Origin of the sequence: Paenibacillus sp. URB8-2, from assembly GCF_013393385.1 — a bacterium.
GTDB lineage: Bacteria > Bacillota > Bacilli > Paenibacillales > Paenibacillaceae > Paenibacillus_AQ.
In genome coordinates this window covers 1,859,890-1,881,782 of record NZ_AP023239.1, presented here as the reverse complement: position 1 = coordinate 1,881,782, position 21,893 = coordinate 1,859,890, and the positions used below count along the sequence as shown (strand labels likewise).

14 protein-coding genes are annotated in these 21,893 nt (G+C 52.4%); all 14 read right to left on the bottom strand.

Annotation, left to right across the window (positions count from 1 at the left end; all coding sequences use genetic code 11):
* A complete protein-coding gene (locus PUR_RS08600; protein ID WP_179034890.1) occupies window positions 1–819 on the bottom strand; it encodes a hypothetical protein in 819 nt (272 codons plus the stop codon).
* A gap of 183 nt (window positions 820–1,002) precedes the next feature.
* A complete protein-coding gene (locus PUR_RS08595; protein WP_232101774.1) occupies window positions 1,003–2,265 on the bottom strand; it encodes an anaerobic sulfatase maturase in 1,263 nt (420 codons plus the stop codon).
* A gap of 89 nt (window positions 2,266–2,354) precedes the next feature.
* A complete protein-coding gene (locus tag PUR_RS08590; protein WP_179034889.1) occupies window positions 2,355–3,746 on the bottom strand; it encodes a sulfatase family protein in 1,392 nt (463 codons plus the stop codon).
* Between the two features lie 50 nt (window positions 3,747–3,796).
* Complete coding sequence (locus PUR_RS08585) at window positions 3,797–5,404, bottom strand: sugar-binding protein (protein WP_179034888.1); 1,608 nt, start codon at window positions 5,402–5,404, stop codon at window positions 3,797–3,799.
* Window positions 5,405–5,445: 41 nt separating this feature from the next.
* Window positions 5,446–7,287 carry a glycoside hydrolase family protein gene (locus PUR_RS08580; RefSeq protein WP_179034887.1) on the bottom strand — a complete coding sequence of 614 codons (1,842 nt, stop codon included), beginning with the start codon at window positions 7,285–7,287 and terminating at the stop codon, window positions 5,446–5,448.
* A gap of 11 nt (window positions 7,288–7,298) precedes the next feature.
* The gene (locus PUR_RS08575) at window positions 7,299–8,846 is read right to left on the bottom strand and encodes a sulfatase-like hydrolase/transferase (protein WP_179034886.1); all 1,548 of its coding nucleotides are present in this window, start codon (window positions 8,844–8,846) and stop codon (window positions 7,299–7,301) included.
* On the bottom strand, window positions 8,843–10,339 hold the full coding sequence (locus tag PUR_RS08570; protein ID WP_179034885.1) for a sulfatase family protein: 1,497 nt from the start codon (window positions 10,337–10,339) through the stop codon (window positions 8,843–8,845). The genes PUR_RS08575 and PUR_RS08570 overlap by 4 nt, the downstream gene beginning before the upstream one ends.
* A gap of 3 nt (window positions 10,340–10,342) precedes the next feature.
* Window positions 10,343–11,827 (bottom strand): sulfatase family protein, encoded by a 1,485-nt coding sequence (locus PUR_RS08565; RefSeq protein ID WP_179034884.1) that lies wholly within the window; start codon window positions 11,825–11,827, stop codon window positions 10,343–10,345.
* Window positions 11,828–11,855: 28 nt separating this feature from the next.
* Window positions 11,856–16,058 (bottom strand): glycoside hydrolase family 2 TIM barrel-domain containing protein, encoded by a 4,203-nt coding sequence (locus tag PUR_RS08560; protein WP_179034883.1) that lies wholly within the window; start codon window positions 16,056–16,058, stop codon window positions 11,856–11,858.
* 71 nt (window positions 16,059–16,129) lie between these two features.
* A complete protein-coding gene (locus PUR_RS08555; protein ID WP_232101773.1) occupies window positions 16,130–17,665 on the bottom strand; it encodes a type 2 periplasmic-binding domain-containing protein in 1,536 nt (511 codons plus the stop codon).
* 16 nt (window positions 17,666–17,681) lie between these two features.
* Entirely contained in the window at window positions 17,682–18,539 is an 858-nt protein-coding gene (locus PUR_RS08550; protein WP_179034881.1) for a carbohydrate ABC transporter permease, read from the bottom strand.
* A 16-nt stretch (window positions 18,540–18,555) separates the two neighbouring features.
* Window positions 18,556–19,530, bottom strand: a complete 975-nt coding sequence (locus PUR_RS08545) for an ABC transporter permease (RefSeq protein WP_232101772.1) — start codon at window positions 19,528–19,530, stop codon at window positions 18,556–18,558.
* A 305-nt stretch (window positions 19,531–19,835) separates the two neighbouring features.
* Window positions 19,836–20,723, bottom strand: a complete 888-nt coding sequence (locus tag PUR_RS08540; protein ID WP_179034880.1) for an AraC family transcriptional regulator — start codon at window positions 20,721–20,723, stop codon at window positions 19,836–19,838.
* A 317-nt stretch (window positions 20,724–21,040) separates the two neighbouring features.
* The gene (locus tag PUR_RS08535; RefSeq protein WP_179034879.1) at window positions 21,041–21,892 is read right to left on the bottom strand and encodes a helix-turn-helix transcriptional regulator; all 852 of its coding nucleotides are present in this window, start codon (window positions 21,890–21,892) and stop codon (window positions 21,041–21,043) included.
* Window position 21,893 lies beyond the last annotated feature (1 nt).

The following is a 21,893-nucleotide window of genomic DNA, read 5'->3' as shown; positions in this document are numbered from 1 at the left end:
TTAAAAAATATCCTCTATTGAAACAATACTAAAATACCCAGATTCAAGAGTTTGCTTTATATCTCCCAGTTCAATTTTATCAAAAACAACCTGTTTTTCCATTTCCTCGAGCCAAGCTATTTTGAGTTTCTTAATGCAAATTTTCAATAACAAAAATAGAAGTACCAGAACAACAAGCAAAAATAGACCATTAATGAATGCTTGAGATATTACCTCTGAATGATTTATTGATTTCGTATATTTTAAAGGAATAAAACTAATTATGAAGAACCCATACAGCATAATACGATGTATAAATGTCGGATAGCCATCTTTATTCTGTATTTGACTTCCCTTATTCTTCTCGATATATTTAACAATTCTATCACCAAAAAGAGTATTAATAAGATTTTGGCAATATCTAAAAAGAAAAACAACAAACACTATAGTAAATTCCGGGTATTCAAACAAAGCCACCAAATTAAAAATAATAGATATAAAAATAGCAAATGTTTCAAACACATTAGTTATATGTTTAATTAGTTTGCCCAAATCACTACTGTTCGCTTTTCTATAATGGGATACTTTACGAAACCTAAACTCAACATTAATAACATCAAATAATGAAATCAAAATATTAAGTGATATCACAAACCCTAATAGTGTAAAGCGATTAAAAAAATCAATATTTAGAAACTGTTTAACTAAAGGGTATGAAATACCACTTACCGCAACCAATAGTGTCCAGTTGTTTAACCCTGATGAAGCCATCTTTTTTCTTTCATTATCTTGAAGCTTATTTAAATAATCGATCCATTCCTTTTTAGTAAAACCATCCATTTTGAATTCTCCTTATTAATAATGAAGTATTACTTCTTGAATTAAGTGTGCACTGCTGTGAATAAAATATGGAAAACTATATAAAACAACAAAAAATCGAGGCCTCCAGGGCCGCGATTTTTTGTTTAAAGAGTATGTTGCAATAGCGATATTGTACGGACTTTGTATAAACACCTGCCGAGTTTAAATTGGCGTCACCAGTCCCAAGCAGCACTGCTTATATTTCTTGCCGCTGCCGCAGGCGCAAGAATCGTTGCGGCCCGGGAGCTTTCCTTTTAAGTGATACTGCACGTTCTGGCGGAACAGGTTGCTTCTGACGCTGTCTCCAAGCTGCTTCATCCGTTCGTCCGCGTACGAATAAATCTCCTTATAGCTGGCGCAAAAATAATCTCTGCCCTTAGCTTCAAGCTCCGCTCCCCATTCCCGGTTGCGCGGGCAACCGCCATGACAGAGACTTTTCCATTCACAGCTTCGGCAGCCCTCGGGGAGCGCAGGCTTCATCCCGAGAAAACGATCGTACAACGGATGCTTCAGAAGGTCTTCAATGGAATGTGTCGCCACATTGCCGATTTTCCATTCCGGAGAAATAAAAAAGTCGCACGGATAGGCGTCCCCATTCTGTTCTAGAATGAGCGTCGTCGGGCACTCGGCCCGATGAATGCACAGCTCCGCCTCCCGGTTCGTATAACCGGCCAGCATGTTGTCAAAAAAACGCACGGAAATCCGCGGATTTCCTTCGTTATACCAATAATCGAAGGCTTCACGCAAAAATCGGCCGTATTCCGCAGGCGTAATATCGTAAACACCCGGCTTGTCCGGCTCCTGCGACCGGAAATCCATGCAAGGAATGAACTGGACGTAGCTGAAGCCTTCCTGTTCAAAGAAAGCCATGATCTCTGCCGCTTGTCCCACATTGCCTTTGTGAATCACGGACAAGATGTTGAAATCCACGTTATGCCGCCGTAAATGCTCAATTCCCTTCATTACCCGGTGAAAGCTGCCCTGCCCGCGCGAGTCCACCCGCCGCGCATCATGAATAGCTTCAGGACCGTCCAGGCTGACGCCGACCAGAAAATTGTATTTTTTAAAAAATGCCGCCCAGCGGTCGTTAATCAGCGTACCGTTCGTCTGAATGGAATTGCCGATGCTTGTCCCCTTCGGCGCGTAGCGGGCCTGAAGCGACACGACCTCCTCGAAGAACTCCAGGCCCGCCAGCAGTGGCTCGCCTCCTTGCCAAGCAAAAGAAGCTGCTCCCCGCGAACGGGCCATATATTCCTTAATGAATTTCTCCAGAATGGCGGAATCAATCCGGTTGATCTTCGGTCCCGGCTTGCCGCCGCATGTACTGTAATAGCAGTAATCGCAGGCCAGGTTGCAGTCCTCCGAAACCGTCTTCCACATCACGCCTACATGCCGATGTTCCAGTGTTGCGATACCGCAGCCCATTATTATTCACCCTCCTCGTCACTTAAATCGTCTCTTGTAGATACTTTATCTCATCGTTGCGATATGGGCCACCATAAATTCGCGGGCGGCTAGTCCAAATCCCGGATTTCTCTGCGCAGGCTATCCAGATGCTCGTGTAATTGCTTGACGACCTCCGAGTAAGCCGGATTGGCGTGCACATTGTTTAATTCCATCGGATCGGACTCCAAATCGAACAATTCCCATTCCGGCGTCCAGGATTCATCAATGGCTCCAGTTGCGCCCAATGCCTCGCCATAGTAATAAATGAGTTTGTACCGGTCCGTGCGGATCCCGTAATGGGCGCATACATTATGCTGGGCCAGATGCATCCAATAACGGTAGTACATGGCCGTGCGCCAGTTTCCGGGCGTTTCTCCACTGAGCAAAGGACGCAGGCTGTAACCCTGCATCTCTTCAGGAACAGGGACGCCGGCATATTCTAGCAGGGTTGGCGCAAAGTCAACGTTCACCGCAATTTGCGTTACTGTGCTTCCCGGTTTGATTTCCTTCGGATACCGCACGATAAACGGCATACGCAGGGACTCCTCGTACATAAACCGCTTATCGTACCAGCCATGGTCGCCGAGGAAAAATCCCTGATCCGAGGTGTAAATGACTATCGTGTTGTCCGTTAGCCCCTCCTCATCGAGATAATCTAGAATCCGGCCAACGTTATCGTCAATGGAAGCGATACACCGCAAGTAGTCTTTGATATAACGCTGATACTTCCAGCTTTTGAGCTCTCTCTCCGTTAAACCGGCAGGCAGCGGGGCTTTGTAATCTTTCTCATTCATGTCCCTCTCAATGGTCATCCTGGCTGCAGCTGCCGCCCTGGACCGGTTCGAATAATCATCGTCAAAAGTCGGCGGCTCCGGAATATCGGTATCCTCATAGAGATGGGCATGCTTCTCATCCACCAGCCAGTGGCGGTGCGGCGCCTTATGATGGCACAGCAGCAGGAACGGCTTCTCCCTGTCGCGTCCGTTCATCCAATCGATGGATAAATCCGTCACCACGTCGGTCACATACCCGCTTACTTTTTTCTCCACGCCGTTTTCAATAAATGTCGGATCGAAGTAGCTCCCCTGACCGGGAAAAATACTCCAATGATCGAATCCCGCCGGATCGTTCTCGGGCCCGTGGCCCAAATGCCATTTGCCGATAATGGACGTCTGATAGCCCGCCTTCTGAAGCAATGATGGAAAGGTCGTTATCCGGTTGTCCAGGCTGTCCCGCAATGTTTTAACACCGTTAATATGGTTGTAGAGTCCCGTCAGAATGGTAGCGCGGCTTGGAGCACAAATCGAATTGGTGCAAAAGCAATTATCGAACCGGGTTCCTTCATTAGCAATCCGGTCAAGATTCGGCGTCTGATTGATTCTGCTGTCGTAGCAGCTCATGGCGTGGGCGGCATGGTCATCGCTCATGATAAAAATGATATTGGGTCTCGTGTCATTCATATGCTCGGGCAATCTCCCTTTTCATTCTAACTCCTCATTTTAAAAAGATCTTATTGAAGCTCGGCAGTCCCAAATTTGCTTGGATTCTGCCAGGCCGTGTCATCGGTGCCGTAGAAGGCTTTTTTGCCGTCACGCGCACCTCCATCGTCATCGTCGTTGATTTGGATTTCGAACCCGAGCTGTTTACCGGCTGCCGGCGAGCTGACACCCAAAGTGGACCACGGAATCTTCACTTCCACCTTATATCCGGAAGCGTTGTTGCTCGTTGCGAAGGCAACGCCTGTGGTGGCGCCGTGTATTTTCTCATAGACTGCCGGGTCGTTCCAGCGGAACACGTAACGGAAATCATCCGGTCCGTATGTAGCGGATTTGCTGTTGTCACCATCGATATAAATCTCGATGCTGTCATCCGCTGAGGTGGTTGTGCCCGAATCATAGGTCTTCGCATCATCCGTTACGTTCAGCCAAAGATACAGGTTCGCGGAATCCCATAGAATCCGGTTATTGCTGCTTAAATCCGTATCGTTCGTTACCGTTCCGTTGATCACGTTATTCGTCTGGTATGCCGCCGCATCTCCCCAGTTATCCACGCTTGTCCATGAGCCGTCAATTGTCGGGGGTGTGTCCGTATGCGTTATGATAAGGTCGCTTGAGGATGAGACGCTTTTATTAAAATAGCCAAAATGATTGCCGCCTTCGGTCACGGTATAAAATTTGCTCCCGTCCGCCGCAAACGTTGCCGCCTCTCCGTTGCCAACTGACAGCGTCTGCCCTACCGCAACGGGGACATAAATTGGGGCAACCTCATTGCCCGCCAGTACCGACTCGACGCTTTCTCCCGGGCTTCTCTGCCAGATAAATGCTTCTTCCAGATTTTTAATAAGAATCAGGCTGCCATCGGGCGAAATATCGGCGGCTGTCGGTCCGACGGTCCGCACGGAGTTGAGACGGGGAGTAACCAGCGCAACCTGCGTCATGGTCAATACATTCCCTGTATCCGCGTAAGCGTCTAGGCTTGCCTTGCTCGCCTTGCACACCCGGTTTTTCAGAGCGGGGTCTCCGTCCGTATGCTCTTTCATGACCAGGAACAAATCTCCTGTCACCGGATCAACCATTAGCGCTTCACTGTTTGTCGGCCCGCCGGGGTATTGCAGAATGATTTTTTCCCAGTTGGCCGAACTGATGTGCTGAGTGGTAACAGCCGTTGGATCTGGAGGGGTTGGCGGGTTGCTGACCGTTGGTTCAGGTGTGCGATAAATCGCAACATTCGGTCTTGTCGTGCCGTTGCGGTTGGACGAATTGTCCCCGATATCCCCTAAATAGACGTAATTCACGCCGGCTACGGGCCCCGGCCCTACGGCCATATCCTCCCAATCTGTTGCAGTCGCGCCATCCAATTGATAAATACCCAGCAGATTGCCGCTAGTGTTGACTGCAAAGAATCTGGCAATATCTCCGGAATCATTATGCGTATAGAGGACATTGGCATTTTGACGGCTGGCTGCAAGTCCCGACGACTCATGGATCAGATCCGTATTAAAGCTGCCAATCAAGGTTCCGGGCGTCTCGAAGGAGACACTGGCCGCCTCCGCGGAACTTGACCCGAATATTGCGGTAACGATAACGAGTGCGATAACCGATACCTTCATTAATCTCATTTTGGCTGACTCCTCCCATAACATGATTCGGAATTAGGGTCCTAGTTCACACTGAACGTCACTGCATTTGAGGTAACCCCTTGATAGCTGCTGGTAATTGTAGCTTGCGTACCGCTCGTCAGGCCGTAGGCCAATCCCGTATCCAGCATTTTGACATTGGCGTTATTCGAGGAAGCCCAGGCCACCCGGTCCGTAATATCCGCCGTTGTTGCATCCGTATAGTGTGCTGTGGCGGTGAAATTTCTGGCTCCGTACGGATTGACCGTAATCGATGACGATGGCGAAATGCTGATTGAAGAGATGGTCTTGGCCACATAGTTTCTCGGAATACGAACAAGCACAACGGCGTTGGCATTCACATTCAGCGTCAGTACTCCGTTCGTAATCTGGTTCTCCCACTTCTTTCCCTGGTTAACGGGACTGCTGCCCATAATGTACACCGGAGCATTCGTTATGCCGATCCCGGAGGTATTCACGGTAATTTTTTGCGAATCCGTTGTGCTCGTGTTGGTATTTAAAATGTAATAATAATCATCATCCTTCGTTACGATAACCTGATCTTGCGGCAGCGTGGTTGTTGCCGACACTACCTCTTTCCGGGCCTTCAGCGCTTTGGTGATCAAGTTATAGGTAAAATAATACTGATGCGCATGATCAATTTCCGGTGTGGAAGCCGGCGTTGTTACCGTGGAGCCATTATCCGGGAAGGTGGAGGTAACGGTAGAGCTTGTAAACCGGAACTTCCAGAAGCCACGGAGATAACTGGAACCTGCCGCCTCGCTTTTACCTCTGTTTACTAATTGGATGACCAGTTTAGCCAGCAGCGCGTTGTTGTTATAATCATCCGGGTTGACGTCTCCAACTTTCAAATTGCCTTCGGTGATCATTAAATTCTCATATTTACCGTCCGGGTTATTATTTGCGATTGCATCCTGGATGCCGGTAATCGTATAGACCGGATCGGGATTTGAGCCGCCGTTATTGAATTTGTCCGGATTCTGATAGTTGTGGTAGCTGACGTAATTTGAATAGTTGTCTGCGGCCAAAGAATCGATTCCTGTGCCGTTCGCATTCAGTACATCGGATAAATACGATCCCACCGTGGGATTCAAATACACATTGGCTCCGAACGCGCTGAGTGAAACGCCTGGCGTAGCGGTCGGGTTGACGGCATGCACAGCCGATTGAATCGCATCATTGGCGTATTGCAGCAATATCGCATACTCCTGCGGAGTATACCGGTTATCCAAATTCACTTCATTGCCGATTTCAAATTCCGAGAAGCCATAATCATGATAAAGATGGTAGGAGATCGCGAAGCAGTATTCCCACCATTCCCAGTAATCCTGCCAACCAGTTAGAGTAGAAGGCAGCCAGATGCCATCGGGGTCGTTGCTTTCAACATCCGTGCGCAAAACAGCAAGCGGCGTAATGCCGTTGGCCTGAAAGAAGCCCAGAACGTTGTCTATCCCTGTATGACTATCATCAAAAGCCGTATCAAAAGCATTCCAATTGATGTACGTATTGTTCGCCGGGTTACTTATGACCGCATTTTTCGCTGCGTTAAAGCTGGTCAGATTGCTGACTCCGTTTCCATAAGGACCATTGTCGTTGGCAGGCTCAAAATCAAAATCATTAAACCAGATCCGGGCCGTGTTGGCGCCGCTGTTCTTAATCCACTCTTTTTCCGAATCGGTCAGACCGCCAATCGCTGTCACATTCTCCCCCAAAAATCTCGGAGTGGTGCCTACATTGGTGTCGGACAGGGTAAGCGAATAATTGACGACAGCCGCATCAGCCTTGTCGGTCTGGGATGGGGCGAGGACAAGAGCGGATGCCAGCGCAAGACTCAGCATGCCGGGAATAACCTTTTTAATATTCATTGGTTCTCCTCCTAAATGGGTTCATAATTGCCGTAAAAAGCAAAGTGCGCCTGCGGCGTTCCGTTCAACAGATTGCCGTCGCATTCCTTGACAAGCTTCTGTCTAAGCTCCAGAACCTTTTGCGGATATTGTTCTGCCACATTGTTGTCCTCGCGGTAATCCTCCTTAATGTGATAAAGCTGGTATTCCACCGCATCGTCGATCTGGTTGATAAAAGCGCCGAACGGGCCGAGCTTATATTTATCCGTATGGACGACGCACCGCAGCTTCCATCCGTCCCCCGTGACAATCGCAGGTCCCAAATAACTGGCATAAACCACATATTCATGTCCTGCGAAGGCGCCGGCTTCATTGTTAATAAGCGAGGCAAAGGAAACACCGTCTTTATTCCCCGGCATCTCTGCACCGGCCAGTTCAGCCAGAGTCGGCATCAGGTCATAGTTCGCGATCAAGCGGTCCGTGACGCTGTGAGGCTGGATGGTACCGGGCCAGCGGATCAGATAGGGAATTCTCACTCCCCCTTCCCAGCTTGTCAGCTTCAGTCCGGCCATGCCGTCATTGCCGTCAAACACGTCACCGCATGTATCCGAGTGAAATTTGGTCTGAATATTGTCGATGGGCCTGCCGCTGAGCAGCTCTTGTCCCGAAGTTCTTCCGGGCTGCGAATACGCCAGCGTATGGCCGTTATCTGAACTGAAGATTACAATGGTGTCCTCCGCAAGGTTCAGGGCGTCCAATTCATCTAAGATTAATCCGACTGTCCGGTCGAGCCGCAGCACCATGGACGCGAACTCTTTTTCAATATCCGTAAGCTCGGGATTATCCGCCACCGACGGGTGAATATCCGGATAAAATACCGGCCCGTGGGGAAGCTGCGACGGATGGTACAGAAAGAACGGGACATCCCGGTGCTGCCGGATATATTCGAGCAGCTTTTGATCGTATAAATCCTGGGAGTAAATCCGTCTGCCCGTCATATCGATTCTTTCACCGTCTTCAAAAGCGCTTCGTCTAGCGCCGCAGTCGATCAGCGTATTCCCCTCGATGTCCACCTTCTGTCCGTTCTCAAAAAGAAAGGTCGGATAATAGCCGTGGCATCTTTGATGGTCATAATCGCCGAAATGATAATCCCAGCCATGCTTCGCGATCTCGTAGCCGGTCGTTGCGAACCCCCACTCCAGCTTGCCGATTTGTCCGGTGGCATATCCGGCCTGTTTGAGAATTTGCGGAAGATAGACATCGTCCGGCCCGCTCTGGATTCCGGTGTTGTGAATCAATTCATACACTTGCTCGAGCGTCATCATGCCTTTATCCAATTCCTTGTAGACGCCCGCTTTGGTGAAGGTCCATCGGCCGGCGTGAACATCGTGGACTCCACAGATCAGACTGGCTCTGGCAGGAGCGCAAAAAGAACAGCCGTAAGCATGGGTAAAACGTATCCCTTCCCCGGCCAATCTGTCGATATTAGGGGTTTCAAAGTGCTTTTGCCCATAACAGCTCAGCATTCCTCTCCCAAGGTCATCGGCATAGATATAGATGATATTGGGCTTTGCTTTCATGATTCTCCTCGTCTCTTTTCGTTCGCGTATACGGGCAGCTTCTCCCCGGCTCTTCGCGGGTCCAGCCTGTATGGCACCGCATCGGCCGTTTCCATATACCAATGAACCAGCCGCTCCAGCATATCCTGCCGCACATCCGCATACGATTCATCCTCGATCAAATTGTGCAGCTCGTCCGGATCATTCTCCAGATCGTACAGCTCATCGCGCTCATAGAGTCGTTTGATATACTTGAATTCCTTGGTTCGGACCATAACGACCTTGCCGTGATATTCCGGATAATCGTTCTGCACGCCAACCCTCGGCCAGTACAGCGCGCCCGGCCGCAGGCCGTTCGGCTCGTGGGTATGCGGCTCGTAAACGAGCCCCCCTCCTTCGCAGAATACCTGCTGGCGATGCCCCTCCGCCTTGCCGGTGCTGACCGGGACGAGCGAGCGGCTGAACGTCGTATGCCGTTCCGGCAGCCCGGCAAGCTCCGATACCGTAGCGTAAAAGTCAAGCAGCTCTACCAGCGCATCGACCGGCTGCTCCCGCTTCGGCACCGGAATCCATGACGGATATTTAATGATCAGCGGAACTCTGCTTAGAGAGTCTTCAAAGTCATTCTGCGACTTCTCCACCATGCAGTAATCGCCGGCATATTCCCCATGGTCGCTGAAGACGAACACTGCCGAGTCGTCCCAATGTCCGCTTTGCTTGACGGCTTCGGTCAGACGGCCCAGCGAAGCATCCGTCTTCGTGATCATGCCGTAATAAACGGCCAAAATTTCCTTGAGCTCGTCTTCGCTGAGCCGCTCAAGCCCCATCCGCTCCCGCACTCTGTCCAGGAAGGCCGACTTCGTGCCGGGCTCGGGCTTGGCAATGATCGGCGGAAGCTTGTCGCGGTCGTACATGGAGAAATACGGTTCTTCCACCCGAAACGGCGGATGGGGCGACGCTACAGTAATGAACAAGCAGAAGGGCTCCGGCGGCCCGCTTGCCAAAAAGTCGATGGCGCCCTGCACAATCGCGTCGTCGCGGGTAAACATTTCCTTATCCCCTGCCTTGCCGCGGTAGAACGAGTAGTACAGCGGGTCGCCCGCATCCATAACGGGACCGGAATTCGATTCATAGCTGCCCGGCTCCGGGGTGTACAATTCCGAGCACCATTCGTGAATATCGCCGGATTTCACCGGAGGGACGGCGTTGCACCAAATATAATAACCCTGATCCTTTAGCTCCTTCAGGATGACCGGATCGTCATCGGCGATCACCAGCTTATGCTCCTGCACCCGGTGCCCTTTGACATGCGGATACCGCCCGCTCATGAACGAACAGCGGCTCGGCGTGCAAACCGTATTTTGCACAAAGCAGTTGGAGAAGGCGACGCCTTCGCGGGCCAGCGCATCGGCATGGGGCGTTCGGATCACCTTGTTTCCGAGGTAACCGACATCCTTGCCCCGCCACGAATCGGCAATAAAAATAATCAAATTCGGCCGTTTGGTCTGCGTCATCCGTTACAGCCTCCCTTCCAGCTTGTGCATTACAGGCTCATAAGGAACGGCGTCGGCCGTTTCCATATACCATAGCGCGATCCGGTTCAACATATCATTGCGTATCGTCGCATAATGGGGATCGCCGGCCAAATTGCGCAGCTCGTCCGGATCAGCGGTAAGATCATACAGCTCATCGCCCTCGTACAACCGTTTCACGAACTTCCATTCCTTCGTCCGCACCATGACGCCTTTGCCGTGCGATTCCCGGTCATCGTACTGCGCGCTGAGCCGCGGCCAATATACTCTCTCCCGGCTGACCGGCGGCTCATGTGTATGGGGCTCGAAGGCAAGCGCCCCTCCTTCGCAAAACACCTCCGTCCGGTGGCTCTCGGCCCGCCCGGTGCTGACCGGCACAAGCGATCGCCCGAAGTGGGTATGCCGCTGCTTCAGCCGGGCCAGCTCAGCCACCGTCGCATACACGTCGATCAATTCAACCAGTTCGTCTACCGGCTGCTTCCGCTCCGCAACCGGAATCCAGGATGGATATTTGACGATAAGCGGGACTTTGGTCAAGTCGTCCTCAAAGCCGTTTTGCGATTTCTCCACCATATGGTAATCGCCGGCATACTCGCCGTGGTCGCTGAATACGAACACCGCCGAGTCGTCCCAATGCCCGCTTGCTTTCAGCGCGGCCATCAGCCGTCCCAGCGCGGCATCCGTCCGGGTAATCATACCGTAGTACACGGCGAGTATTTCCCGCATATCGTCTTCGCCGAGCGCATTAAGATTCATACGCTCCCGAATGAGCGGCATATGCCGGGATTTGGCCCCGTCCTCCGGTCGGGGGATGATCGGCGGAAGCCCGCCGCGGTCGTACATGGAGTAGTAAGGTTCGTCCACCTGGAACGGAACATGCGGGTTATGCAGCGTCAGACATAGGCAGAAGGGCTGGGGAGGGGCGTTCTCCAAGAAGCGAACCGCTCCATCGACCAGCGCGTCGTCCTCAATCCTGACCGGGCGATCTCCTGTTTTTCCGCGGTAATGCGAATAAAACAGCCGGTGGCCGGGATTCACCGCGGGAGTCTTCAAGTCCTCTACCGCCGAATGGTCTGTACGGAATCGAAAAGAGCATACGCTCTCTTCTTCCTCCACACGAACGACGTCGTTCTTCCCGCCCCACCAGACGTAATAGCCTTGCTCCTTCAACTGCTTCAGTAAAAATGGTTCGTCCGGCGAAAGCATGTGATGCATCGTCCGATGGCCTCTTACATGCGGATACCATCCGGTCATAAACGAGCAGCGGCTCGGCGTACACACCGTGCTCTGCGCATAGCAATTGGCAAAGGCTGCCCCTTCTTTCGCCAATTCGTCCGTGTGGGGGGTATGGATAACGGGATTGCCGAGGCAGCCGGTATCCTTGCCTCGCCACTGGTCCGGGATGAACAGGATGATGTTCGGCAGCAGCGGCCTATCCGGGTGATCTGGCATATCTGTCGGTTCAGTCATCGGTTGGCCTCCTCGCTATGAATGTTCCTTATTCCGCAAAAATCAACTGTGCCGCCGAATGCTGTGTCCCCCGCGACCACGGAAACGACAGCTCCGCCTTCACTCCTTCTTCAGCATCGTCAACGTCCCTGAGCAGCAGTTGAAATTCAGCCTGCTCGGGATAACCTTCCTTCCAGCCGAACAGCTCAAGAGGCACCGCCAATTCGAACGCATAGCCGCTTAGCGGGATGGACGCCGAACCGCCCTTGATCCAGTCGATGTCGGGATTGAAATGAAAATCTTTATACCCCATCCGCTTCCACGCGCTTCGCGCTCCAGGAACCCATGACCATTTGTCGTCTCCGGCTTTCCGTCTGCGGACAGACAAGGTTTGCCCGTCCGTGAGATAAGCCTGCAGATGCACCCCGCCCAGGATAAGCTCGAACCCGTCGCCTTGAATCGCGTCCGCATCCTCGCCCTTCCAAACGCATAGGGAATCGTCCAGAACATGGGCGGCTATGAACAGCTCCCGGTCGTCATGCATCACATAGAAAATCCCGCTGCAATCGCTGTTGTCCTTCACTGCACCGAAAGAAACGGAGCGGCTGTCGAGGACAATGGGCTCGCTGCGCTTCCACTTCGTGAGATTCGGATCGCCGACCTCGCACACCCATTCCTCCAAATGGCCGTCGATGCGGATATCCTCGGCCCTTTGCGCGCGAATCGCGGGATGAAGATTCTCCCTGCTTTCTTCCAGTTTCACTCCCAAATTGGTCAGCAGCGTTCTCAGCATATAGCGGGCGTATGCCGACCCTTCGGTTAACGGAAGCTGGCAGACGGTCAAGGTGCATTTCCCGATCGACAGCTGCACGGCGGCATAGCCATGAACGGCAACTGGGAGATGGATGAACCAGTTCCCTTTGCTCTTGGTGACCACATCGGCCACCGGCCAGAAGGGCTCTCCCTTCAGCGGATGCTGAATGATTTCCCTCCGGTGCACTTCAAGGGGATAGCGGACAAAAGGTCCCCGGGCCGCTTCGCAGTCCATCCCGTTCAGTCCCCATACCAGAGAATGACCGGTGCGGAAGTGAAGCCCATTGTAATCCCCAGTATCCTCCAGCACCTTAAATTCGTTCCCAAACACGGTGACAGCTCCGGGCTTTCTTTCCAGTAGCAGCACCTCGCACGAAGTTCCGGACAAGCTGGAAACCGCCTCCTCTAGCCGTGGAGTCCATTCCGTCTCCGGGCCGATCACCAGCCGGCTGAAATGGCCCTCGCGGATCAATCGAGCCAGGTCCTCCGTTTCATCCAAAATGACGGCGGCAGCCCCCTGCTGCCGGAGAAGCTCCCCGGTCGAGGCGCCGAGCACCACCACCTTCTCCCGGAAGGGGCGCTCCGGGCTGGCCGCAAGATAGGCCAGCATGTCGTACAGCAGCCATGTCGCCTGCGGATCAATCGTCAAATTATCCGCGATTTTCAATTGGGAGAAGATGACATGGCCTTCCCCCCAAGCGCATTCCAGGACCGAGGCATAGTCCTGCCGGTTCCCCCCGGCCAGAACCCTCAGGTTGGCCGTGCCGGCATCCTTGTTGGCGAAGGGCTTCAGCAGGGTGTCGTCGACCACCCGGCCGTCCCCGTTCCGCCAATGGGAGACTGCGGCGCCCTCCACATGCCGGAAGACCGGATGGCCCTTGGCATACACCGCCGCGTAACGGCTGGCATAGTTGGACCGGTCCGGCTCCGGCTGCTTGCCGATTCCCCGGAAGGCCAGCGGCAGCCCCGTCAAAACGGAAGTGAAGCCCAAAGGAAGGGGGAACCAGCAGTTGGGCCTCGATTGGTCCAGAACGAGCAGCTTCCCTCCCCGGCTAATCCAGCCGTTCAGGATCTCGCCTTCCTCCGCAGTCAAATCGTCGGATGCGCCCGGCCCCAGAAGCAAAATATCCACTTCCTGCAAATCCTCCATGGAGCGGACAAGCGAAGCCCGAAGCTTCTCCGCGGTCAATTCCTGCGTTTCTCCCATCAGTCCCAGGCGGGCGTTTAATTCCGGCAGCGTTCTGGCCGGATAAGCCCAGACTCTTTTTCGGCAGGTATAGATTTGCTTGCCGCCCAGCGCCAGAGCCGCTTCCCATTCCAGCGATTGAACGTCATTGACCGCCGGGACCTCAAAAGTGACACTGAATCTCCGGTGCTCACCGGGAGCCAGCTCCAGTATGACCCGCTGAACGATCCTTCTGCTTCGGCCAGACCGGACCGCAACCTCGGCTTCAATCGCCGCGGGTTCCTCCGAATCATTCATGACCAGCACCGTGTGCTCAACCCATTCTCCACTCCATACGTGGGACCACTTCTCCAAGAACATAGCGGCGATGGGTGCAAAAGCTTCCCCGAATCCCTTGGCGATCGGTTCATTGAGTCGGTAACTCCAACGGTCCGGATCCCAGCCCGGATTCACCAGTTCCTTGGGGACATTGGGATCATCTCCGTAGGGGGAAGCGAAATCCGGCGCGGGCTCCATCTCTCCCGAGTTCTTCAGAAACAGCCGATGACGGTAAGGGAAGATCGGCAGGAACGCGTCCATCAGCCAGTGATACGGCATCACGCCGGATACCCCGAAGCTCCGCCATTCCATAATCCGCTCGTGATAAAACTTCCCCATTCTCTCGGAATACTCGGAATAATCAAGAGAGTCCACCCCCGTCATGCTCCGCAGCAGCCCGGCCTTCCCCCCGCTCCACCATTCGCCCAGCACGAGCGGCTTGTCCCTGACTTTGCTCCAGGCTTCGCACAAAGCCGTATAGGTTTCATGATGGTGAATATGATAGATGTCGCTGTGACCCGCCATCGAACCCGCCCCGCTGTGCTGAACCGGCCGGGTGGCATCATGCCGCAATACGAGGTCGTCCAGCTTTCGGACCCACGGCATGAATTGATGCTGGCTGCGAACCTGTTCGTTCTCCACATCCCATATAATGACGCTGGGGTGATTCCAGTCGCGCTTTACCCATTCCTCGAATTCCGTCTCCAGATGACCAAGCAATCGTTCGCCGCCCCTGTTGTAATGAGCGCCGCCCGCACTCCAAATGCCCGATTGGTCAATCATCAGCAGCCCGATTTCATCGGCAACCTCGAACATGATTTCCGGGCCGATTAATCCATGAACCCGAATGCAGTTGACGTTCAATTCCTGCTTGATTGTACTGTAGAACAGCTCTAAATAATCCCGCCTGGAGAAGCTGCCGAGCATTTGAATCCCCATGTTGAAGGAATCCCCGAACAGCCGCGTTTTCACACCGTTCAGATAGAAATCGCCGCCGTCGATCCAAAACTCGCGAAACCCAAACCGTTCCCGGTGCCGGTCCGCCAGCAGATCGCCCTCATACAGCAGCACCTCCAGCACATAGAGATGGGGATGCCCCGGACTCCAGTACTCCGCATCCTCCCACGGCGATCTCACAATAAGCTCCGCCCCCGGTTCGGTGCTGACCACGGAAAGGTCCACAACCAGCCTCTTCACGGCTTCTTCTTCAGTGCGGCGCTCAGGGTTTCCATTATAATGGCGGATGAGGATCTCCAATCTTGATGTCTCTGTCAAGGCCTGACTCGTGTGAAGCCGGACGGTGACCTCGCGCTTTCGCCAGGACGTTTCGACCTTGCAGGCGGTTATATGCGCCGGATGCTTCGCCCGGATATAAACCAGCTGCCAGATCCCGCCAAAATACGGATGATCGGGCAGCATCGGGTCGGGAATTTTGTCTTTGACCGGCATTACGCCGACCTGATACAAGAGCGCATCCGTTTCCGGATCGTAAGCGGCGGTGCCGTCCTGAACGAAGACATGCACGATCTGCCGTCCTTCATCCTCCAAGACATCCGTAATATCAAAGAAGAACGGGGTGTAACGGCCCCCGTGCTCACCGACAAACCGTCCGTTCACATAAACACGGCAAAGCTGCGATACCCCCCGAAAATGCAGTTCATATCTCTTTACGTTGTCCCGATCCGCCAACGTAAAGGCGGCTGCGTACCATGCCTCATGCACCTGCTTCCAGTTTCGGGAATGGTCGTACTGCTCGGGAAGATCCCAGAAGGAGGGCACCTTGATCGGCGACCATTCCTCCTCCCGGTCTGCGGGTTTGAACCACCACTGCGTAAGAAGCATCCCTTTGCCGTCAGCTTGCTCTTCCGGAGAGAGCAGGACGCCCCCATCCAGAAGAGCTGCGCTGTCTTTATATAACTCTTGATCCAAATCCATAGAAGTCTCCTCTGGCTTTCCCATCTATATCTTCCGAGTGAAAATTTGCTGTCCGGATTTCTGCAACAATCTTACTTTTTCAACGTTTTCCAGGCTTCATTCCCCTGTTCTTCAATCTCCTTGCCGCCCTGCTCATAATACTTCTTCACGAATTCATCCCATTTGTCCACCGGCCAAACTCCGGTTACGATCTTCGTGTAATATTCCGGCCACAGCTTATCCTTCAAATCCGGATAGTCCAGTTCCGCCTGAACGCTCTTCCACAGAGCGTTGGGACGAGCAAATTTAGCGGAATCTTCCAACGCCTTCCGTACATAATCAGGGGCCCAGCGTCGGTCGGTCACGGCAATGAATTTAATCGGATTGGAGAACCCGTCCTTGTACTTCTCCGCCGCTCCCACAAGATCCTGAAGGTCGTTCTTCTCTTTATCAAAGGTGTAATGTTTGCCTTCTACGCCCTCCCGGAGCAGGTAACCGCCGTTATCTCCGTCCGTTACGGACCAGTTCAGATAAGCGAACAGCTTGTCCGGCTGCTCCACTTTGGCGGAGACGGCGGCGATGCTGCTCGCCGGAGGCGTTTCGGGCAATCCCGAATCTCCGTTAGGACCTACAGGGGGCGCCGTAAAGCCGAAGGAACCACCAGGAGTGACTTCTTTCAGGGACTTGGTTATTTTATTTTTTGCGAAAATAGCGAATGCCGGGCCCTCGTACACACCGACCTTCCCGTTGATGACCTTGGAATCAAGCTGTTTGGGGTCAGCCACCGCAAACTCCGGATCAATCAGCCCTTCCTTATACCACTGCTGCAGAACAGCCAAAGCCTGCTTGGTCTCCGGGAGCACATAGCCCTGTTTCAGCTGGCCGTCCCGTTCATACCAGAATTCCGGAAAAACGCCGAAGGCGCCGAACACTCCCTCAAAGATGCTGTCCTTCTTGCCTCCCAGGCCGTACGTGTCGTTTTTCCCGTTCTTGTCCGGATCGTTTTTCGTAAAGGCCGTCAGCACCTGGTGATATTCCTCAAGGGTAGTTGGAACCTTCAGGCCCAGGTTTTTCAGCCAATCGGCGCGGTAGAGCACCCCTGTCGAGCTCGGCTGGTTAAAGGGTTCGGGACGGCTTCCCGAAGGAATTCCGTAGATTTTTCCGTTGAAGGTGACGGCATCCCAAGCCTCCTTGGGAACCAGGCTCGTAATGCTCGGGGAGTTCTTGATATAGTCGTCCAGGGGCAGAACCAGGCCCTCGTCAACGAATTTCGTCAGCGTCGGAATGTCCACATCGAAGTAATCCGGCAGCTCGCCTGAAGCGGCCTCCAAGTTCAGCTTGGTAAAAAAGTCTTTGCCGCTGTTCAGCGATACATTATAATCAAAGCCCTTGATGCCGGCCTTGGCTGCGGCTTCGGTGATCAGCTTGCGGGCCTCTCCCCCGTCCTGGGGATATTCCGGCGCTCCCACATTCATAAAGAAGTTATAGGTTACCGGAGTGTCGGCTTGCTGACTAGCCGCTGCTGCGGCCGGTTGCGCGGCCGGCTGCTGCGAGCATCCCAGCACCCCCAAAATAAGGCTTGCCGCTGCGGCAGAAGCCGCTCCTTTTTTCCAAATCTTTTTCATCATAGTGATCTCCTTTTATTTAAGATTTGACCGATCCCAGCAGGACGCCCTTGGTAAAGTATTTCTGCAAGAACGGATACACCAGCAAAATGGGAATCAGCGACACGACAATAGTTGAGCCGATTACGGATTCCTGCGAGGTTTCCACCAGCTTGCCCGTCAGCGATTCCGCCTGCTGCCCGTCGATAATTTCCCGAAGCAGCACCGGCAGCGTATAGAGCGACTTATCATTCAAGTAGAGAAAGGCCTGAAAGAAATTATTCCATTGGCCTACGGCCTCCCATAAGGCAACGGTTGCCAGCACGGGCGCCGATAAGGGGAAAATAATCGTGAACAGAATCCGGATCGGATTCGCTCCGTCCATCGTCGCCGACTCCTCGATTTCCTCCGGAAGACTGCGGAAGAAGTTCAGCATAATGATTACATTAAAAGCGGAAATCATGCCGGGAATAATCATGGCCCACAAGGTATTGATCAACCCGAGCTGCTTCACGAGCAGATAATGGGGAATGATCCCGCCGCTGAACAGCATGGTAAACAGGATAAGACCGGTGAATAACCGTCTGCCCGGCAGATTGCTCTTGACCAATGGATACGCGGTTGTTGCCGTAAAGAAGACGCTCAGGATTGTACTGGCCAAAGTAATGACAGCACTGTTCCTGTAGGCCAACCATAATTGTTCGGACCGAAGCACGATCCCGTAAGCGCCGAACGTCAGATTCCGGGGCCAGAGGAACAGCCCTCCCCGGGAAGCCTGCTCCGAGGAACTCAGGGACAAGGAGATTTCATGCCAGAGCGGGTAAAAGGTCAGCAGCGCAAGCAGGATGAGGAACGTTCCGTTAATCCCCGCAAAAAGATCGAATTTTCTTTTCTTCATGCGTTTCCCCTCCTTTCTACCATATCCCCCGCCCTCCAATCCGCTTGGCCGCGGCATTCGTGATTAGCAGCAGCACCAAACCGACAACGGACTGGAACAGCCCGGCCGCTGTGGCCAAGGAAAATCTCCCGCTGGTCAACCCGACACGGTATACGTACGTATCGAGAATGTCCGCCACCTCGTACACGAGCGGGTGATACAGGACGAAGACCTGGTCGAAGCCCGCGGATAAAATATGCCCGGTGCGCAAAATCAACAGAATGACGATCGTACCCGAAATGGAAGGGATCGTAATGTGCCGGATCAAACGGTACCGTGACGCCCCGTCCACTTTGGCCGCATCGTACAGCTCCGGGTTAATGCCGGAAATGGCCGCGAGGTATATGATCGTTCCCCAGCCGATGTTCTTCCAGATTTCCGATAAGACGAGCAGGCCGCGAAAAGAACGGGGGTCCATCAGAGGCGATGTCGTCACGCCCAACGCGTTAAGGACTCCGGTGGAAGGGGATAGAACCGTGAACATAATGCCCCCAAGCACAACCCATGATATGAAATGGGGAAAATAAATGATCGTCTGTATTGTTCGTTTGAATTTGGAGTTCACGATCTCATTGATCATGAGCGCGAGTATAATCGGCGCGGGAAAATTAAAGACAAGCTTGTAAAAGCTGATCAGCAGCGTATTGCCCAGCGCGGTCCAGAAATCCGGAGAAGAAAAGAGCATGTCGAACCATTTCAACCCTGCCCAGGCGCTCCCGGTTATACCCTTGGCCAGCTTATAATCCTGAAATGCAATCAGCACGCCTCCCATGGGAATATAGCTGAAGACCAGAAAGTACAGGATTCCGGGAAAAAGCAGCAGGTAATAGTACTTGTGCTTCACAATCCGCCGCCATATTCTGGAATGGCTCACTGGACGCAGCTTCGAGGAAAGGAACGGGCCCGCCTTGTTTCGGGTTAATCCCGATTTGGTCAAGAGTATGCTTTTCAATCCGTTTGTCCCCCTTCGGTTCTAGAAAAAACTATCGTTGACCTTAATCCCTATTAGTCCAATAGGATTTAATTAATATGGAAATTATACCTGCTATCCTGTCACTATTGAATATCAATTTGTCGACTATCATTTGGCATATTGTCGATCAGAATACAGAAGAAGCACCAGATCCCCGATGAATTGCACATATTGGTAAAGTTTGATCAAACGAAAGCAAAAAAAGAGACCCTCCAAGGAAATCCCCCTGGAAAAAGTCTCTCGATTCAATCTCCGTCCCCTGCAATGCAGATCGGTTTCATTTATCATTTTGTAGATGAAATATGGCGTTTTGTCGATGTGCTGCCAACGAATCCCCTCTGGTATTGGGTCGGCGACTTCCCGTAATATTTGCTAAACGCCCGGGAGAACGAGAATAAATCCGGGTATCCGACGGACAAGGCGATGTCTGTAATCGCAAGCCCTTGATTTTGCAGCAGCTCGGCGCTTCTCTTCATCCGGAGCTTGATCAGATACCGCATCGGGCTCAGTCCAAGCAGGCTGATGCACTCCTGATACACATAGGAGCGGTGCACTCCCGCCACATCCACGACATCGGTCACCGTGATCCCTTCCATGTAGTGGGTATCCATGTATTGAATACATCTCTCCAGCCAATGTTCGGTCCCGTGATGCACGACGCGGGCGCCCGCCTTATGCGATAAAGATTCGAACAGCTGATACAGCCTCGACTGCAGCAGCACTTCGTCATAATTTTTCTTATCCCTGACCATGCTTTGAATCCGGTTGATCACCTGCTCATGATCCGGCGTCCAGCGGTTGGTTACATAAGGCTTCTCCCGGCTGAATCCGATCCGTTCAATCAATATCTCAGCCTGATTTCCTTGAACAGCCAGCCAGTACATGCGCAGGTTATCCTCGGCTTCAGCAATCTGGTAGCTGTACCGGAGCCCGGGATACAGGCAGAAGAGAGCGCCTTTTTGCAAATATACGGTTTCATTTCCGTGCGTGAACGCCACGCAGCCGCTGATGACGGCATGCACCGAGTAACATTCAATCACTTTAGGCCCGACCTGGTAGTTAGGCTTTGCTTCATTCTTGCCGGTCCGGATGATCCACAGTCCTCCGTTTTTTTCATATTCGGAAGGTGTATGGTATAGAAATTCGGCATATTCGTTTCCGTAATTTTTCATGGGCCCTCCCTGTTTCTTCCCTTCAAGCTCCGGCTTAAACCGTGCTAATCCCCGTACCTGTCTGCTGAGATAAAAAAGAGGCGTTATCCATGGATACATGGAAAAACGTCTCCGGAGTTCCGGTCAACATACAACTGATTTCCGTAAAATATTCCAATATGTTTACTAGGTTATCATGATGTTTTGAATGTTACCCCCTGAATCCTGATTTGTCAACGTTCATTTCGCATTTTGTTGAGCTAGTGTTTCCCCGCTGCGCCTCTTTTAAAATCTCTTTGGAGTGGAAATTTGCAAGTTTCCGGCAGAGCGACAGGATATCAATTTGTCGACCTCTTTTGATATTGCGTGGGCGACATCCCATAATACTTGCTGAATGCGCGGGAAAAAGAATATAAATCCGGATAGCCGACGGATAACGCAATATCCGTTATATTCAGTCCGCGGTCTTTCAGCAATTCGGCACTTTTCTTCATCCGCAGTCGGATTAAATATTGCATCGGGCTGAGGCCAAGCACATTGCTGCACTCCTGATAAACATGAGAGCGGTGTACACCCGCAACCTCGACGACATCGGTTACCGTAACACCTTCCATGTAATGGGTGTCCATATATTGAATGCATTTTTCCAGCCAATCGGTAGTCCCGTGATGAAACACACGCTCACCCGCCTTGCGGGATAACGATTCAAACAGCTGATAAAGTTTCGACTGCAGCAGTATTTCGTCATAACCAGCATGATCTCTGACCAAATCTTGAATGTGAGTCATTGCCTGCTCATGTTCCGGCATCCAGCGTTCGGTCACATAGGGCTTCTCCCTGCTGAACCCGATACGTTCAAGCAAAGGCTCCGCCTGATTCCCTTGAAAAGCCAGCCAATACATGCGCAGGTTCTCCTCATCCTCACCAAGCCGGTAGCTGTAACGGAGGCCGGGGTACAGACAAAAGAGCGCGCCTTTTCGTAAATAAACGGTCTCATCCCCATGTGTAAATGCAACACACCCCTTGATTACGGCATGCACGGAGTAACACTCAATCACTTTGGGTCCGACCTGGTAGTTAGGTTTCGCTTTATTTTTTCCCGTCCGAATGACCCACAATCCCCCGTTCTTTTCATATTCAGACGGTGTGTGGTACAGGTATTCGGCAAACTCGTGTCCGTATTCTTTCATA

Coding starts and splice junctions, on each gene's coding strand:
- PUR_RS08565 (WP_179034884.1), bottom strand. CDS start 11,827: ATGACTGAACCGACAGATATGCCAGATCACCCGGATAGGCCGCTGCTG.
- PUR_RS08600 (WP_179034890.1), bottom strand. CDS start 819: ATGGATGGTTTTACTAAAAAGGAATGGATCGATTATTTAAATAAGCTT.
- PUR_RS08580 (WP_179034887.1), bottom strand. CDS start 7,287: ATGAATATTAAAAAGGTTATTCCCGGCATGCTGAGTCTTGCGCTGGCA.
- PUR_RS08540 (WP_179034880.1), bottom strand. CDS start 20,723: ATGAAAAATTACGGAAACGAATATGCCGAATTTCTATACCATACACCT.
- PUR_RS08585 (WP_179034888.1), bottom strand. CDS start 5,404: ATGAGATTAATGAAGGTATCGGTTATCGCACTCGTTATCGTTACCGCA.
- PUR_RS08590 (WP_179034889.1), bottom strand. CDS start 3,746: ATGAATGACACGAGACCCAATATCATTTTTATCATGAGCGATGACCAT.
- PUR_RS08535 (WP_179034879.1), bottom strand. CDS start 21,892: ATGAAAGAATACGGACACGAGTTTGCCGAATACCTGTACCACACACCG.
- PUR_RS08570 (WP_179034885.1), bottom strand. CDS start 10,339: ATGACGCAGACCAAACGGCCGAATTTGATTATTTTTATTGCCGATTCG.
- PUR_RS08595 (WP_232101774.1), bottom strand. CDS start 2,265: ATGGGCTGCGGTATCGCAACACTGGAACATCGGCATGTAGGCGTGATG.
- PUR_RS08550 (WP_179034881.1), bottom strand. CDS start 18,539: ATGAAGAAAAGAAAATTCGATCTTTTTGCGGGGATTAACGGAACGTTC.
- PUR_RS08555 (WP_232101773.1), bottom strand. CDS start 17,665: ATGATGAAAAAGATTTGGAAAAAAGGAGCGGCTTCTGCCGCAGCGGCA.
- PUR_RS08560 (WP_179034883.1), bottom strand. CDS start 16,058: ATGGATTTGGATCAAGAGTTATATAAAGACAGCGCAGCTCTTCTGGAT.
- PUR_RS08575 (WP_179034886.1), bottom strand. CDS start 8,846: ATGAAAGCAAAGCCCAATATCATCTATATCTATGCCGATGACCTTGGG.